Origin of the sequence: Variovorax brevis, assembly GCF_030317105.1 — a bacterium.
Taxonomy (GTDB): Bacteria; Pseudomonadota; Gammaproteobacteria; order Burkholderiales; family Burkholderiaceae_C; genus Variovorax; species Variovorax brevis.
On sequence record NZ_JASZYG010000003.1, the window covers coordinates 127273 to 141429 of the forward strand.

Below are 14157 nucleotides of genomic sequence, written 5' to 3' on the forward strand. Positions count from 1 at the left end.
ACCCGTGCCGGGCCTGCACTTCCGGACCGATGACTTCAACAACCTTTTTGGCGTGCTCAAGCAAGCCCGGTTGCCAACGACAGTAGCGGGCCTCACAATCCGCCGGCTCTGCAAGGCTTGGCCTCTTCGCCAGGCAACAGTTGATTGCCAAAGGACGAAGCATGCATTCACGCTTTCTGACGGTGGTGGCGCCGCTCTTGATGTCTGCTCTGCTGGGCGCCTGTGCCAGCGCGCCGGGCGGTGCACCGCGAGACTCACTCGCCCGCATCGGCCAGTCCCAAACCCTGAAACTGGGCTATCGCGAGGATGCAAAGCCGTTCTCGTTCAAGGGCGCTGACGGCGCACCGGCAGGCTATTCGGTGGAACTGTGCAAGCGCGTGGCCACTTCCCTGCAATCGCAACTCAAGCTTGCCAAGCTGGATGTGCAATGGATTCCCGTGACGGCGACGACGCGGATGCAGTCCGTCAATGACGGCAGCGTCGACCTGGAATGCGGCAGCACTTCGCGCACGCTGGGTCGCGAGCAGCAGGTCGACTTCAGCAATGCCATCTGGGTCGAGGGAACCTCCTTCGTGTCGCTGGCCTCCTCGTCGATTGGCCGCGCGGCGGACCTGAACACGAAGCGGGTGGGTGTCATTCCTGGCACCACCACGGAGCAGGTGCTCAAGGGGCTGTCTTCGCGTGGCATCGTGCCGGTCTTCGTGCCGGTGCAGACCAGCACCGACGGAATCGCCGCGGTGCGTGACGGACGGGCTGATGCCTATGCCACCGACCGCCTGATCCTCGTGGGTGAAGTGACGGGCGGACCGGCGGGTGCGACCTTGCGGCTCAGCGACGACTACCTGTCGATGGAGAGCTATTCGCTGATGATGCGACGCGACCCGGACATGCGGCTCGCGGTCAACCGCGCCCTGGCCGACATCTATCGCAGTGGCGAGATCGTCAGGGTGTTCCGCCAGAGCTTTCCGCCTGGCACTGCGCCGTCGACACTGGTTGAAGCCGTCTATGTGCTGAATGCGTTGCCGGAGTGAATGACGCATCCGCCAGGAGACCCGATCGAGCCGTGGACATGCCCGGCGTGACGCTGGCGTGGATGGAAGAAGCTCGCAATCCTTGCGAGGTCGCGAGTCCGTGGCCAGCCGGTCACCCCGCCTCGATGTAACACTGCTTTACACCATGATTCGCTCCACCTATGAATGAGCCGAGGAGTCGTCATCCGGATGACTTCACACAGGAGGAGACATACCAATGTGCAAACTGTGCGATCAAGGAAGGCCGCAATTCCATTCCGATTCGTTGGCCGATTCTTCGGGCTATTCACGGCGCAATTTCCTGAAGGCCGGGGCGGCCGGGACTGCTGCTGCGGCTGCCGGGCTGGGCCTGTTCACCCAGCATGTTGCTGCAGCGCAGGATGACGATGATTCCCCCAAGGACAGCGGCCGACACGGAAGGCGCTATGTCATCCGGGGCGGCCACGTCATGTCGATGGACCCGAGCGTGGGCGATTTCGTCCAGGCCGACGTGCTGGTCGAAGGCAAGAAGATCGTCGCCGTCGGACCGAACCTGCCAGGCTTCGGCGCCGTGATCGACGCCCGCGGCAAGATCGTGATGCCCGGGTTCATCGACACGCACCACCACCAGTTCGAGACCGCGCTGCGCAGCTTCCTGGCCGACGGGCTGCTGTTCAACGACGGCAAGCCGCACGGCGCCATCAACTACTTCGAATACATCCTCGGCAAGTTCGCTCCGGTGTATCGGCCGCAGGACGTCTACATCAATGAGCTGTTCGGCGCGCTCAGCCAGCTCGACGCAGGTGTCACGACGGTGCACGACATCTCCCAGATCCACCACTCGCCGCAGCACTCCGACGCCGCGATCAAGGGCCTGGCCGACTCGGGGCGGCGCAGCGTGTTCGGCTACTTCGAGAGCGCGGGCAATGTCCCCGGCAACCAGTATCCGGCGGATGCTGCCCGCATCAAGGCGCAATATTTCAACGCCGACGACCAGCTCCTGTCCATGACCATGGGCGCCGAGATCTACCTGCCGGGCTACGCGTCGGCTTGGGCCCTCGGGCGCCAGCTCGGGCTGCAAGTGGTGGCACACATCGTCGGCAGCTTCGGCATGGGTCCGACCTTCGATGCGCTCGCCGCATCCAACCAGTTCGGCCCCGACAACCTGTTCATCCACATGACCGGGATGTCCGACATGAGCTGGCAAAAGGTGAAGGAAGCCGGTGCGAACGTCTCGCTCGCCGTGCCGATCGAAATGAACATGCGCCATGGCATGCCGCCCATCCTCAAGACGCTGTCCATGGACATCCAGCCTTCGCTGAGCGTGGACGTGGAATGCACCCTGACGGCGGACATGTTCACCCAGATGCGCAGCGCCATGGCGTTGCAGAAGGCCTTCATCAACCAGATGGCGCTGGAGCAGAACAACCCGCCCACCCTGCCGGAACTGCTGACCACGCGCGACGTGCTGCGCTTTGCCACGATGGAGGGCGCGCGCGACCTGCGGCTCGATCGCAAGACCGGCTCGCTCACGCCGGGCAAGGAGGCCGACATCATCATCCTCGATGCCGAGGCGATCAACGTGGCGCCGCTCAACGTCGTGCCGGGTGCGGTGGTATCGCTGATGGAGCGCTCCAACGTCGAGACGGTGATCGTCGCCGGCAAGTTGCGCAAGTGGAAGGGCAAGCTGCTTGACGTCGACCTGCGCCGGTTGCGCCGGGACCTGGAAGCCTCGCGCGACTACCTCTTCAACGCGGCAGGCATCCCGCAGAACCTCTTCCGTCCCAATTGACGCAGCTCACCGGCTTGCCCTGATCATCTTCGCTGGACAGGGCAACCCCGGCGGTTGTGTTTCAGTCGACCTTGATGTTGTTGGCCTTGATGAGGCGGCCCCAACGCTCGCGCTCGTCCTTCACGTACTTCGCCATGTCGTTCGGCGTGCCCGGCAACCCCTCCACGCCAAGTGCGAGGAAGCGTGCTTTCACCGCGGTCGAATTCAGGGCCTCGACCAGGGCCTTGTTGAGCTTTGCCACTGTCTCCGCGGGGGTACCGCTCGCCACCGCGAGACCTTGCCATGCGTAGGCCTCGAAGTCGCCCAGTCCCTGTTCGGCCAGTGTGGGCACGTCCGGCAGCGTGGCAATCCGCTTTGCGCTGGCAACGCCGATGGCTTTGACCTTGCCGGCGAGCACGAACTGGTTGCCGCTGGCGGTGTCGACCATCATGAAAGGCACCTGTCCGCCCAGCACGTCCTGCATGGCGGGCGCCGCTCCCCGGTAGGCGACGTGCGTCATCGTGACCCCCGTTTTCTCTCGCAACAACTCGGTCGCCAGATGGTGGGGACTGCCCGAGCCCGCAGAGGCGTAGTTCACGCCACCAGGTTGCGCCTTGGCCCACGCAATGAATTCCTTGAAGTTCTTCGCCGGCACTTGCGGACCGACCACCAGCACCAGTGGAAAGCGCGCCAGCATGCCGACCGGTGACAGGTCTTTTTCAGCGTTGTAGCTGAGCTTCGAAAACAGGAATGGGTTGGCTGCCAGCGTGGCGAAGTCGGCCGTCAGCATGACGTTGCCGTAGTCCCTGGACCGCGCAGCGTAGTCTGCGGCGATGTTGGTCGCGGCACGGGGCTTGTTGGTGATGACGATCGGGCGCGAGAGGTTCTTCGACATCGTCTCCGCCGTGGCGCGCGCGACAGAGTCGGAACCTCCGCCTGCTGCGTACCCGACCACCCACTCGATGGGCTTGCTGTCTTGCGCAAGCGCGACGTGGCTGGCTGCGGCCAATGCGAGGCCCGCGATCAAAGTGCGAATCATGAAACTGTCTCCTTGGGTAGTGACTGAATGGGTCAGATGCGCTGGGCGGCCGTCAATGCCTGGCGCAGCACCGGCAGCGACCCGATGTGATTGGCCAGGACCAGCAACAGCCGTGCGTTGAATGCGTGGCTTTCATCGGTCGAGAGCCCTTGATGAGCTTCGATGAGTGCTTCGTAGAAATCATCCGGCGCATCGAGGTTGGGCGCGGTCGTCAATGGAGGAACATTCGACATGGAAACTCCTTCAGGCTATCGAGAGGGCGCGATTCAGCGCAGACGAAATCTGGTGGACGTCAGGCTGGCGCCAACGTGCGCAGACGTGCTGGTCCGGACGCAGCAGGTAAACCGTGCCGGCTTGCGCGTCGTAGCGCCGGGCCGCCAGTGCGTGCGCTTCATCCAGCGGGACGCGCACAGTGGCGACGGGCACGCTTGCAACTTCGCTGGCCTCGGCCACTGCGCGTGCCGAGCGGTCGGCCGTGTCCCCGCTTCCAAACACCAGCGCGGTAAAGCACGGGCTGCTGGCTTGCTGCAGCAGCCAGCCCTTCTCGCCTTTGACGCCTGACAACGGCGCGTCTGAGGCGACGGCGCCTGGCACCATGCGCCCGTCGAAGGCATCGAGGTCCGGCGTATTCAACGCCGATTCATGCAGCGTTGCCGGCACGGACAAGCGCCCGCTGTTGACCAGCGTTCGAGCAAAGGCGTGCGACTTCGCAAGCTCCAGCACCGCATCCCGGAAGAGCCTGCTGATCTCGCTCTTGGGTGTGATGAAGTCCGTCGCCCGCGTCGAGTTGAGGATGTTCTCGTCGGCCGCGTATTCGCGCTCGTGTCCATAGCTGTCGAGCAAGGCGTCGGGCGCCTGGTGCTGCAGCACTGCGGCAAGTTTCCATGCCAGGTTCTCGGCGTCCTGCACACCTGAATTGGCACCGCGTGCGCCGAAGGGAGACACGCCGTGTGCCGAATCGCCGGCAAAGAAAACGCGGCCGTGGCGGAACTTGTCCATCCGCAGGCACGAGAAGGTGTAGACGCTCGCCCATTCGAGATCGAACTGCGCGTCTTCGCCGAGCAAGGCCTTCACGCGCGGAATGATCTTCTCCGGCTTTTTCTCTTCTTCGGGGTCGGCATCCCAGCCGAGCTGGAAGTCGATGCGCCACACGTTGTCGGGCTGCATGTGCAGCAGCACGCTCTGGTTGCGATGGAATTCGGGGTCGAACCAGAACCAGCGCTCGGCAGGCCGGTCGAGCTTCATCTTCACGTCGGCGATCAGGAAGCGGTCCTTGAACTGGCGGCCCTTGCTTTCCTGGCCCAGCAACTGGCGCATGCTCGAACGGCCGCCGTCACAGGCCGCGACGTAGTCAGCCTCCAGCAGATAGGGACCCTCGGGCGTTTCGACTGTCAGCGTGACGTGGTCCGCATGCTGCACGACGCCCGCGACCTTGTTTTTCCAGCGCACGTCGATCAGCGGCAATTCTGCGGCGCGCTCGGCCAGGAAGCCTTCGACGTAGTACTGCTGGAGGTTGATGAACGCAGGTCGTGCATGTCCTGCCTCGGGCAAAAGGTCGAAGCTGTAGATCTCCTCCTTCTTGAAGAACACGCGCCCGACGTTCCACGACACGCCCTTGTCGACCATGCGCTCGCCGCACCCGAGCCGATCGAATATCTCCAGCGTGCGCTTGGCAAAACAGATGGCGCGCGAGCCGGTGGAAAGGGTGTTGTCGTTGTCGAGCAGCACGACCGGCACTTCGCGCTGCGCCAGGTCGATGGCCAGCGCCAGGCCCACCGGCCCTGCCCCGACCACGACGACCGGGCGACGCACCGGCGCAGCCGCATCCTGATCGGGATGGCGGACATGGTCGAACACCACTTTCTGGTAGTCGACGGCTTTCCCCTTGCGTGACGCAAGTTCCTTGAGTTGCATGGCTTGTCTCCTGGTGGCGCCGCCCGGAAGTGCCCGCGAGCGCTTGGTTGGCGCTGCCTTCCATCAAAGGCAGCAAACGATTGAGCGGGATGGGGCTGGGTGATCAGCCTTCCAGCGTTTCCCACATCTCGATGTCGCGCTCGGCCGTCCAGATGCGCGGGTCCGGGAAGCGCGTGGCTTCGTCGTAGCAGCGCGTGACGTCGAAGGGCATGCAGTGGTCGAAGATGACCCAGTGGCCGTACTTCGGCTTGAGCTTGGCGAAGGTGTCCTTGTAGACCGCGTTCAGGTCCTTGCCGGCCGCGACGCCGGCTTCGACGCTGGCGCGAACGTCGGCAATGAAGCCACCTGTGGCCTTGAGGCCGGCTGCGACCTGGTCTTCGCCCAACAGGGCTGGGCCACGGCCAGGGACCAGTGCGGTGGGCTTGAGGGCAGCAACGTTCTCAAGCGTCTGCGGCCAGTCCTTGAAATAGGCGTCGCCTGCATAGGGCGTGGCATCGAACTCGACCAGGTCGCCGCTGAGCAGCACGCGATCCTGCGGCAGCCACACGACCGTGTCGCCCTTGGTGTGCCCGCGACCCAGTTGCAGCAGCTGGACTTCGAGCTTGCCGAGCCACAGCGTCATCTTCCGGTTGAAGGTCATGGTCGGCCAGGTCATGCCGGGCGGCACGCTTTCGACATCGCGGAACAGGCGCGGAAAGCGGCCGATCTCACTGGCCTTGTCCTGCTCGCCGCGCTCGACGATCAGGTCATAGGTATCCTGGCTGGCGATGATTTCCTGCGGGTTGAAGCCGCTTGCGCCCAGCACGCGCACCGCGTGGTAGTGGGTCAGAACGACGTACTTGATGGGCTTGTCAGTGACCTCACGAATGCGGCGCACGACGTCTTGCGCCATGGCGGGCGTGGCCTGTGTGTCGGCCACGAGCACGGCGTCGTCGCCAATGATGATCCCGGTGTTCGGGTCGCCCTCGGCGGTGTACGCATACGCATGCTCGGAAAGCTTGGTGAAGCTGACGGTCTTCTCTTCGAGGTCGGCCTGCGAGGCGAATTTCTTGGGGGCGTTCATGGGGTCTCCTTGGCAAATTGATTTGTCTAAACCAAACGTGTTTGTATTATTGGTCCTGAGTTTGTTTATGGCAAATGCATTTGCAGCTTGTAGGCTAGGGGTTTTCCCTTGGTTTCCTTGGGTATGCAATGTCAAGGCGGCCAGTAAATTTCATTTGCAAGGTGCAAACGCCCTCGCCGTAGGCAAACTCGGCCGAAGACAACTTGAAAGCCGTCATGCGCGAACCCCAACCCGAACCAGCGGTGAAAGAAGACAAGGAGCAACGGGCGGTCCAATCCATCGAGGTGGGCGGACGCTTGCTGCTTGCCCTGGCGAACAGCCCGACGCCCTTGACCCTGAGGGACCTTTCGAGCCAATCCGGCCTGCCGGCGGCTCGTGCCCACCCGTACCTCGTGAGTTTTGGAAAGCTCAGGCTGATCGAGCAGGAGCCGGAAACGGGCCGCTATGCGCTGGGGCCGGCAGCGCTGCAACTGGGACTGACCTGCCTGCACCAGCTGGATCCCGTCAAGGTTGCATTGCCTGTTGCCCAGCAGCTTGCTGCATCGACCGGACATGCGGTCGCACTGGCCGTCTGGGGCAACTTCGGGCCGACGATCATCCGGATGATCGACGCCCGTGAGGCGCTGCATGTCTCGATGCGCGCGGGAACCGTGATGTCCATTCTTGGAACGGCCACCGGCCGCGCATTCGCGGGCGTCATGCCCCTCGATCGCATCGAGAAAGCGACAGGGATGGCCTTGGGAGATCCAGAGGGCCACAAGACGCCGCTATTGAAGGCGAAGGCCAGGGAGTTGCGCGAAGCCGTGGCGGAGCTTCGGGAACATGGAGTCGCACGTGCCGAGGGAAAGCCCATTCCCGGCGTCAATGCGTTCAGTGCGCCGGTTTTCGATCACGAAGGCGAAGCCGTGATCGTGCTCACGGCGTTGGGGCATCAAGACAACTTTCCGGCGCAGTGGGACTCGGACGCCGCACAAGCCGTTAGGGATGCGGCATCGGAGATCTCGGGCCGCTTGGGATGGCGCGGCGCGGCTGCGTCGGGATTCCGGACCAGGCATGTTCAACAGTAGCGTCACTGTGGCTCGATTCCGATGCGCAGGCACCCGGTCTTGGAGTCCATTGCGCCAAGCGTACGAATCCCCTCAGCCGTCGATTTTCTTGATCGTCAGGTCGCCGCCATCCCGACTGCTGAGTGGATGATGATTGAAAAGGCCAAAGAAAAAGCCCGCTATCGAATCGATAGCAGGCTTTTCAGTATCCACGCGGGTTTTGTGGTAGGACGTACTGGATTCGAACCAGTGACCAACGGATTAAAAGTCCGCTGCTCTACCAACTGAGCTAACGTCCCACTCTTTTTCTTTTTGTCTGGATTTGCTGACCTTGTGTTCAGCAAAGCCAAAGATTATAGCGCGCCGGCACGAGCGATTTCGTCGATTGCCCACCCTGCGGCGCATTGACCAAAGGTCGCCGTCACGGCGACCACCGATCCATAGCCATGACAGTTGAGCGTGCCGTCACCGTCGATCGCGCATGACGCATCGGGCGGCGCAACGCTCTCGCGGCTGAACACGCAGGTCACGCCGATCTTGCGTCCCTCGCGTGGCGCGGCGTGCTCCTTGCGCAGGCGCTGACGCAGTTGGGCCAGCAAAGGGTCGTGCGTGACCTGTGCAAGGTCTTCGATGTCGACCATGTGCGCCTTGCGCTTGCCGCCCGCCGCACCCACGGTGATGAATTGCGACTTCGTTTCGCGCGCCCACTGCGCCATCGCAAGCTTGGCGCGCAACTGGTCGCAGCAGTCGATGACAGCCGACACTTCGCCATTGCCCTGCCGTGCGGTGTCCAGCAGTTCCATCCAATTGCCGGGTTCGACGAACTCATCGAGCGGCAGCACCTTGCATTCAGGATTGATCTGCGCAATGCGCTCCTGCATCGCCAGCACCTTCGCTTGGCCCACCGTCGATTCCAGCGCATGAATCTGCCGGTTGATGTTCGACTCGGCCACATGGTCGAGGTCGATGAGCGTGAGTCGCCCCACGCCGCTTCGAGCCAGCGCTTCCGCCGTCCACGAACCCACCCCGCCAATGCCCACGACCAGAACATGCGCCGCGCGCACGCGCGCAGCCCCCTGCACGCTGTACAGGCGCTCCAGTCCGGAGAACCGGCGCGCCAGGTCGGCAGGCGCGACCGCTTCTGGCGCGATGGGCATCGCAGTGAGCATGGCGAATAGTGCTTACTTCAGGCGCGCGAGGCGCTCTTTACCGGCCTGAGCCGCTTCCGACTGCGGATAAGCCTTGGCCAGGTCTTCCAGGGTGCGGCGTGCGCCCTTGGTGTCCTTCAGCTCAATCTGGCAGTTCGCAATCGACAGCACGGCTTCAGGCGCCTTCGCGTGGTCGGGCGCCAGCGAGAGCATCGAGCGGAAGTTCGCTATCGCCTCGTTGTAGTTGCGCGTGGCGTACTGCGCGTTGCCAAGCCAGAACAAGGCCGACGGGTTGTAGCCGCTTTGCGGATAGCGCTTCACGAATTCCGCGAACGCGGTCTGCGCTTGAGGAAACTGGCCCGCACGGAAGATGCCCAGCGCAGCGTCGAAGTCGGCCTTTTCCTTGGGGTCGGCCGTGAACTCGCGGCCGTCCACGTTGACCTTGGCCGGCTCGTTCTTCTTCATGCGCTCGTCGACATCGTTTTGTCGCTGCTTCATGTCGGCGATCGACTTGGTCAGCTCTTCGTTCTTGCCGACCAGGCGCGACATGTCGTTGCGCATGGCTTCGATCTGCGTTTGCAACTCCAGCAGGCTGCGGCGCAACTGGGCGTTTTCTTCCGTCGAGCGCTCGCGCATGGTTTCCACGCGCGTACGCAGATCCAGAATGGCGCGGCGGGCCTCGTCATCTTCGAACAAGGCCGCATGCGCGCCTACGGTGGCACACATGAATGCTGCGGCGAGGGCTGCTCGCCGCAGGCTGAACGCGGGGTTCATCGACGGTAGACGATCTCGGCGCGGCGGTTTTGCGCCCAAACGTCTTCACCGGTGCCCTGAGCCGCCGGCTTTTCCTTGCCGAAGCTCACCGCTTCAATCTGGGTTTCGTTCACGCCCAGCAGCGTGAGCGCACGGCGCACGGCTTCGGAGCGCTTCTGGCCCAGCGCCAGGTTGTATTCGCGGCCACCGCGTTCGTCGGTGTGGCCCTCGATCGCGATGCTGCGTTGCGGGCTTCCCTTCAGGAAGCGTGCGTGGCCGTCGATCAGCGACTGGAACTCGGGCTTGATCGTGTAGCTGTCAAAGTCGAAATACACGATGCGCGCAACACCCACCGGTCCGGCCGCGTTTTGCGCGTTCGGATCAATCGACACGGGTGCCACACTGCTGGCCGCACCACCGGTTCCACCCGCCGCGCCGCGATCCACCACCGGCGTGTCACTGAGTTTGGTGCTGGACGAACATCCTGCGATGAGCGCCACGATGGCCAACGAATAGATCGTACGTTTCAACATTCTTGAACTCCTCTGGTTAATCATTGCTTTTGAAACGGACCCCAGTCCGGTTCCCGTATGTCTCCCGCCTGCCCCGCCAGCCGTGCCTTGATTTTTCCGTCCAGTGTTGTGGTCATCAAAGCTTCGCGCCCCTGAAGCACCGTCGCGTAGACGATCAATTTGCTGTTGGGCGCAAAGCTTGGGCGTTCGTCGGCGGTGGTGTCGGTCAGGGCGGTCACGGTGCCGCTCGCAAGTTCCATGACGTGCAATTTGAATGCACCGCCGACGCGCGAGATGTAGGCCAACCACCGGCCGTCACCGCTGATGGATGGAGAAATGTTGTAAGAGCCTGTGAAGGTGACCCGCTCCGGATTTCCGCCGCTGGCGCCCATGCGATAGACCTGTGGCGAGCCGCCGCGGTCGCTCACGAAGTAGATGGTCCGGCCATCGGCCGAATACACCGGCTCGGTGTCGATGCTGTTGCTTTGCGTCAGCCGCCGCGCTTCGCCGCCGCCCGAAGGAATGGTGTAGAGCTGCGAGCCGCCGTCGCGGCTGAGCGTCACGGCCAGCGTGCCGCCGTCAGGTGCCCACGCCGGGGCGCTGTTGTTGCCCTTGAAGTTGGCCACCAGCCGACGCTGTCCACTGGCAACGTTGTGAACGTAGACCACAGGCTTGCGCGACTCGAAGGACACATAGGCCAGCTGCGACCCATTGGGCGACCAGCGCGGCGAGATGATGGGCTCGGGGCTGTTGAGCGCCGCCTGCGCGTTCTCGCCGTCGGCATCGGCCACCCACAGGCTGTAGCGTGTGCCGGCCTTGGTGATGTAGGCAATGCGCGTTGAAAAGATGCCGCGCTCGCCGGTGAGCTTTTCGTAGACGTAGTCGGCAATGCGGTGCGATGCAAGCCGCAGGTCGGCCTGCGGCACGGTGTAGCTCTGGCCGCCGAGGTCTTGTCCCTTGACGACGTCCCACAGGCGGAACTGTACGCTGTAGCGGCCATCGCCAAGGCGCGTCACGCTGCCCACCACCAATGAATCGGCGGTGCGCTGGCGCCACAGGGTCAGGTCGGGGCGCGAGCTTTCATCCAGCGCCTGGCCGGAGGCGTCCACACCGCGGAACTGACCGCTTCGCTCGAGGTCGGCCTGCACGATGGTGGAGATTTTTTGCGGCGCCGCATCCTGCCCCTTGAAGGGAACCAGCGCAATCGGCAACTGCGTCAACCCGACGCCCGACACTTCAACCCTGAACTGCGCGAGCGCAGGCAGGATGGGAGAGCTTGCGAGAGCCGCAATGAGCGTGCGGCGGGTTGAGAACGATGAAGAAGGAGTTGGAAAGTGCGCGGACAACGGCTTGATCATGCAGTTCGGAGAGATTGCGGGGAGAAAAGTTTCCCCTTGGCATTAGCCCTCCATGATACGCATTGCTTCGATGGTCACGTCACAAACTGTTTATCCGTCGGCGGGGTCCTACAAATGGCAGCCCCGTAGAATCCGCCGCCATGCAGCCCTCCCCCGCAGCCGCAGCCCCCGCCGCGCGCCCACCCCTCACCCGCCGACTTTCCCGTCTGATGACGTGGTTCGGAGACTCGCGTCGACGCTGGTGGGTGGTCGGCCTCATCGCCGCCATGACGGCGGCGCTCACCGAGCCGCTGATGCCGGCCCTGGTCAAGCCGCTGCTCGATCGCGGCTTCTCGAAGGGCCAGCTGGAACTGTGGATGGTGCCTGTTGCCGTGATTTCGCTTTTTGCCGTGCGCGGGCTGGCGCAGTTCGTCTCCCAGTACGCGCTCTCGCGCATCGCCAACGAGGGCATGCATGGCTTGCGCCAGGTGCTGTTCGACAAGCTGATGGGCGCCGAGCTGGCGCTGTTCTCGAAGCAATCGGCGAGTGCGCTGTCGAACACGGTCGTCTATGAAATCCAGACCGGCTCGATGCTGCTGGTGCAGGCCTTGCTCGGGCTGTCACGCGACGGCTTCACGCTGGTGGCGCTGCTCATCTACCTGATCTACCTCAACTGGAAACTCACACTCATCGTGGGCCTGCTGGTGCCGTGCGTGGCGTGGATCATGAAGGTGTTTTCCAAGCGCCTCTATCACTTCACGCAGCTGGGACAGCAGACCACGGACGAGCTGGCCTATGTCGTCGAGGAAAACGTGCTGGCGCATCGCATGGTTCGGCTGCACAACGCCGAACCATCGCAGAAGGCGCGCTTCGAGAAGCTGAGCCACACGCTGAACCGGCTGGCCGTGAAGTCCACGATCGCCTCCGCCGCGATGACGCCGCTGACCCAGCTGATGGCCGCCGTCGCGCTGTCGGTGGTGGTGATGATCGCGCTGTGGCAAAGCGGTGAGCAAGGACTCACCGTGGGCGGCTTCGTCGCGTACATCGCGGCGATGCTGATGTTGATCGCGCCCATTCGCCGGCTGGCGGACATGGCCAATCCGATCACGCGCGGGCTCGCCGGGCTGGAACGCGGGCTCGAGCTGGTGGACAACGTCGCCTCCGAGCCGGAGGGCCGGTACGAAGAAAAGCGTGCCGCAGGCCGTATCGAGTTGCGCAATGTCCGCGTGAACTACCGCGGCGAGGAAGAAGCGCGTGCGCTCGACGGCGTGAGCCTCACCATCGCGCCGGGCGAGGTCGTGGCCTTCGTCGGACCGTCGGGCTCGGGCAAGACCACGCTGGTCAACCTGCTGCCCCGGTTCGTGCTGCCCAGCGGCGGTGACGTCCTGCTGGACGGCCACGCGATCAGCGAATGGAAGCTGCAAAGCCTGCGCGCGCAGTTCGCCATGGTGAGCCAGGACGTGGTGATGCTCAACGACACGCTGGCGGCCAACGTGGCGCTGGGTGCCGACATCGATCGTGCGCGGGTGCAGGCCTGCGTCGGCGCGGCCAATCTTGCAGCGCACGTCGCCGGGCTGCCGCAAGGCATCGATACCGTGCTGGGGCACAACGCGACGCAACTCTCCGGCGGCCAGCGCCAGCGGCTGGCAATTGCACGGGCACTGTACAAGGACGCACCCATCCTCTTGCTGGACGAAGCCACGTCAGCGCTCGACACGGAATCGGAGCGGCTGGTGCAGGAGGCGCTGCAGCGCCTGATGCAGAACCGCACCACGCTCATCGTCGCGCACCGCCTGTCGACCATCCAGCACGCCGACCGCATCGTCGTGATGGACCACGGCCATATCGCGGAACAAGGCAGCCACCAGGAGTTGATGGCGCAGGACGGGCTCTATGCCCGTTTGCAAACGCTGGCGATGCGGACGGCGCCTGCGGGGCAGGAAGCGACGCTCTAGGTTCGCGAATCGGCCCCAGTAAGCATTCGGTGATTCATTGCACAAGCCGTTGAGCCAACTCATGGAGGCGCACACGCGCCTTTGCAAGGCTAGCCGATCGAGTTGCCGCCCGGGCCGGACGCCAGGTCTTTCCAACCATCTGGGCAAGCAACGCGTTGTATTCAAGTCCCTGTGATGCAATGGCTCCTTCACTCGCAATGAGATCTTCACGCACGCTCCTCGGCGCGCGCTCAGCCAACGTCAAAAGCGCTCGCTTTGGATCTGGCAGTTGATCCGGATCAGGAGGTAGTTTGCCGATGCGATTGCCCAGCAAGCTTCGCATTGCGTCGTGATCGGCCAACAACCAAGACTCAACCTCTCGTACCGCCACGCGAAATATGAGTTTCTCGGGCCGCTTGTGAGCGCCAAGCCACTTGCCAACAAGCGTTGGTGCGCACTTCACACGATCGAGGTCAGTAAACAATAGCACTGGCTGATGTACAGCCATCTCGCAAAAGCTTCCCAACTTGCTCTTTAGGTACCCTGACCCTCCTCGTCGAAGTTGTTGCCCAATTTCCAAACCTGCTTCCGCTGCCAAACAAAGACCCACTGCTTCGCTCAACTCATCCT

At 63.4% G+C, this 14157-nt stretch carries 12 protein-coding genes and 1 tRNA gene; 4 read left to right on the plus strand and 9 right to left on the minus strand.

Features of this window, described 5'->3' with window-relative positions; translation table 11 throughout:
* The first annotated feature begins 161 nt into the window (after nt 1-161).
* Both QTI66_RS09410 and QTI66_RS09415 read left to right on the plus strand, forming a co-directional pair.
* Nucleotides 162-1031, plus strand: a complete 870-nt coding sequence (locus QTI66_RS09410; protein WP_286559223.1) for an amino acid ABC transporter substrate-binding protein — start codon at nt 162-164, stop codon at nt 1029-1031.
* A 217-nt stretch (nt 1032-1248) separates the two neighbouring features.
* Entirely contained in the window at nt 1249-2802 is a 1554-nt protein-coding gene (locus QTI66_RS09415) for an amidohydrolase family protein (RefSeq protein ID WP_286559225.1), read from the plus strand.
* A 61-nt stretch (nt 2803-2863) separates the two neighbouring features.
* Here QTI66_RS09415 and QTI66_RS09420 read toward each other — a convergent pair whose 3' ends face one another.
* The 4 genes from QTI66_RS09420 to QTI66_RS09435 all read right to left on the minus strand — a co-directional run bounded on the left by QTI66_RS09420 (nt 2864) and on the right by QTI66_RS09435 (nt 6797).
* Complete coding sequence (locus QTI66_RS09420) at nt 2864-3820, minus strand: Bug family tripartite tricarboxylate transporter substrate binding protein (protein WP_286559227.1); 957 nt, start codon at nt 3818-3820, stop codon at nt 2864-2866.
* 32 nt (nt 3821-3852) lie between these two features.
* Nucleotides 3853-4053 carry a DUF2783 domain-containing protein gene (locus QTI66_RS09425; RefSeq protein WP_286559228.1) on the minus strand — a complete coding sequence of 67 codons (201 nt, stop codon included), beginning with the start codon at nt 4051-4053 and terminating at the stop codon, nt 3853-3855.
* A 10-nt stretch (nt 4054-4063) separates the two neighbouring features.
* Nucleotides 4064-5734: an FAD-dependent oxidoreductase gene (locus tag QTI66_RS09430; protein WP_286559229.1), complete on the minus strand. Its 1671-nt coding sequence runs from the start codon at nt 5732-5734 to the stop codon at nt 4064-4066.
* Between the two features lie 103 nt (nt 5735-5837).
* Nucleotides 5838-6797 carry an MBL fold metallo-hydrolase gene (locus QTI66_RS09435; RefSeq protein ID WP_286559230.1) on the minus strand — a complete coding sequence of 320 codons (960 nt, stop codon included), beginning with the start codon at nt 6795-6797 and terminating at the stop codon, nt 5838-5840.
* A gap of 215 nt (nt 6798-7012) precedes the next feature.
* Between QTI66_RS09435 and QTI66_RS09440 the strand changes: the two genes are divergently transcribed.
* Nucleotides 7013-7864, plus strand: coding sequence for an IclR family transcriptional regulator (locus QTI66_RS09440; RefSeq protein WP_286559232.1), 852 nt, complete (start codon nt 7013-7015; stop codon nt 7862-7864).
* A 202-nt stretch (nt 7865-8066) separates the two neighbouring features.
* Here the strand turns inward: QTI66_RS09440 and QTI66_RS09445 are convergent.
* From QTI66_RS09445 to tolB, 5 genes are all read right to left on the minus strand, one after another.
* Nucleotides 8067-8142 (minus strand) — tRNA-Lys (locus tag QTI66_RS09445).
* A 54-nt stretch (nt 8143-8196) separates the two neighbouring features.
* On the minus strand, nt 8197-9012 hold the full coding sequence (locus tag QTI66_RS09450; RefSeq protein ID WP_286559233.1) for a tRNA threonylcarbamoyladenosine dehydratase: 816 nt from the start codon (nt 9010-9012) through the stop codon (nt 8197-8199).
* 12 nt (nt 9013-9024) lie between these two features.
* A complete protein-coding gene (gene ybgF / locus QTI66_RS09455) occupies nt 9025-9717 on the minus strand; it encodes a tol-pal system protein YbgF (RefSeq protein ID WP_286559234.1) in 693 nt (230 codons plus the stop codon).
* A gap of 44 nt (nt 9718-9761) precedes the next feature.
* Nucleotides 9762-10277, minus strand: coding sequence for a peptidoglycan-associated lipoprotein Pal (gene pal, locus QTI66_RS09460; RefSeq protein ID WP_286559235.1), 516 nt, complete (start codon nt 10275-10277; stop codon nt 9762-9764).
* A gap of 20 nt (nt 10278-10297) precedes the next feature.
* Nucleotides 10298-11614 (minus strand): Tol-Pal system beta propeller repeat protein TolB, encoded by a 1317-nt coding sequence (tolB, locus tag QTI66_RS09465; protein ID WP_444814975.1) that lies wholly within the window; start codon nt 11612-11614, stop codon nt 10298-10300.
* Nucleotides 11615-11754: 140 nt separating this feature from the next.
* On the opposite strand from tolB, the gene msbA reads away from it, so the two are divergent.
* Nucleotides 11755-13548: a lipid A export permease/ATP-binding protein MsbA gene (gene msbA, locus QTI66_RS09470; protein ID WP_286559236.1), complete on the plus strand. Its 1794-nt coding sequence runs from the start codon at nt 11755-11757 to the stop codon at nt 13546-13548.
* Nucleotides 13549-14157 lie beyond the last annotated feature (609 nt).

What these genes read in the sequence shown, in the direction of transcription:
- QTI66_RS09410 (WP_286559223.1), top strand. Translation starts at nt 162, where the DNA reads ATGCATTCACGCTTTCTGACGGTGGTGGCGCCGCTCTTGATGTCTGCT.
- QTI66_RS09415 (WP_286559225.1), top strand. Translation starts at nt 1,249, where the DNA reads ATGTGCAAACTGTGCGATCAAGGAAGGCCGCAATTCCATTCCGATTCG.
- QTI66_RS09420 (WP_286559227.1), bottom strand. Translation starts at nt 3,820, where the DNA reads ATGATTCGCACTTTGATCGCGGGCCTCGCATTGGCCGCAGCCAGCCAC.
- QTI66_RS09425 (WP_286559228.1), bottom strand. Translation starts at nt 4,053, where the DNA reads ATGTCGAATGTTCCTCCATTGACGACCGCGCCCAACCTCGATGCGCCG.
- QTI66_RS09430 (WP_286559229.1), bottom strand. Translation starts at nt 5,734, where the DNA reads ATGCAACTCAAGGAACTTGCGTCACGCAAGGGGAAAGCCGTCGACTAC.
- QTI66_RS09435 (WP_286559230.1), bottom strand. Translation starts at nt 6,797, where the DNA reads ATGAACGCCCCCAAGAAATTCGCCTCGCAGGCCGACCTCGAAGAGAAG.
- QTI66_RS09440 (WP_286559232.1), top strand. Translation starts at nt 7,013, where the DNA reads ATGCGCGAACCCCAACCCGAACCAGCGGTGAAAGAAGACAAGGAGCAA.
- QTI66_RS09450 (WP_286559233.1), bottom strand. Translation starts at nt 9,012, where the DNA reads ATGCTCACTGCGATGCCCATCGCGCCAGAAGCGGTCGCGCCTGCCGAC.
- ybgF (WP_286559234.1), bottom strand. Translation starts at nt 9,717, where the DNA reads ATGTGTGCCACCGTAGGCGCGCATGCGGCCTTGTTCGAAGATGACGAG.
- pal (WP_286559235.1), bottom strand. Translation starts at nt 10,277, where the DNA reads ATGTTGAAACGTACGATCTATTCGTTGGCCATCGTGGCGCTCATCGCA.
- tolB (WP_444814975.1), bottom strand. Translation starts at nt 11,614, where the DNA reads ATGATCAAGCCGTTGTCCGCGCACTTTCCAACTCCTTCTTCATCGTTC.
- msbA (WP_286559236.1), top strand. Translation starts at nt 11,755, where the DNA reads ATGCAGCCCTCCCCCGCAGCCGCAGCCCCCGCCGCGCGCCCACCCCTC.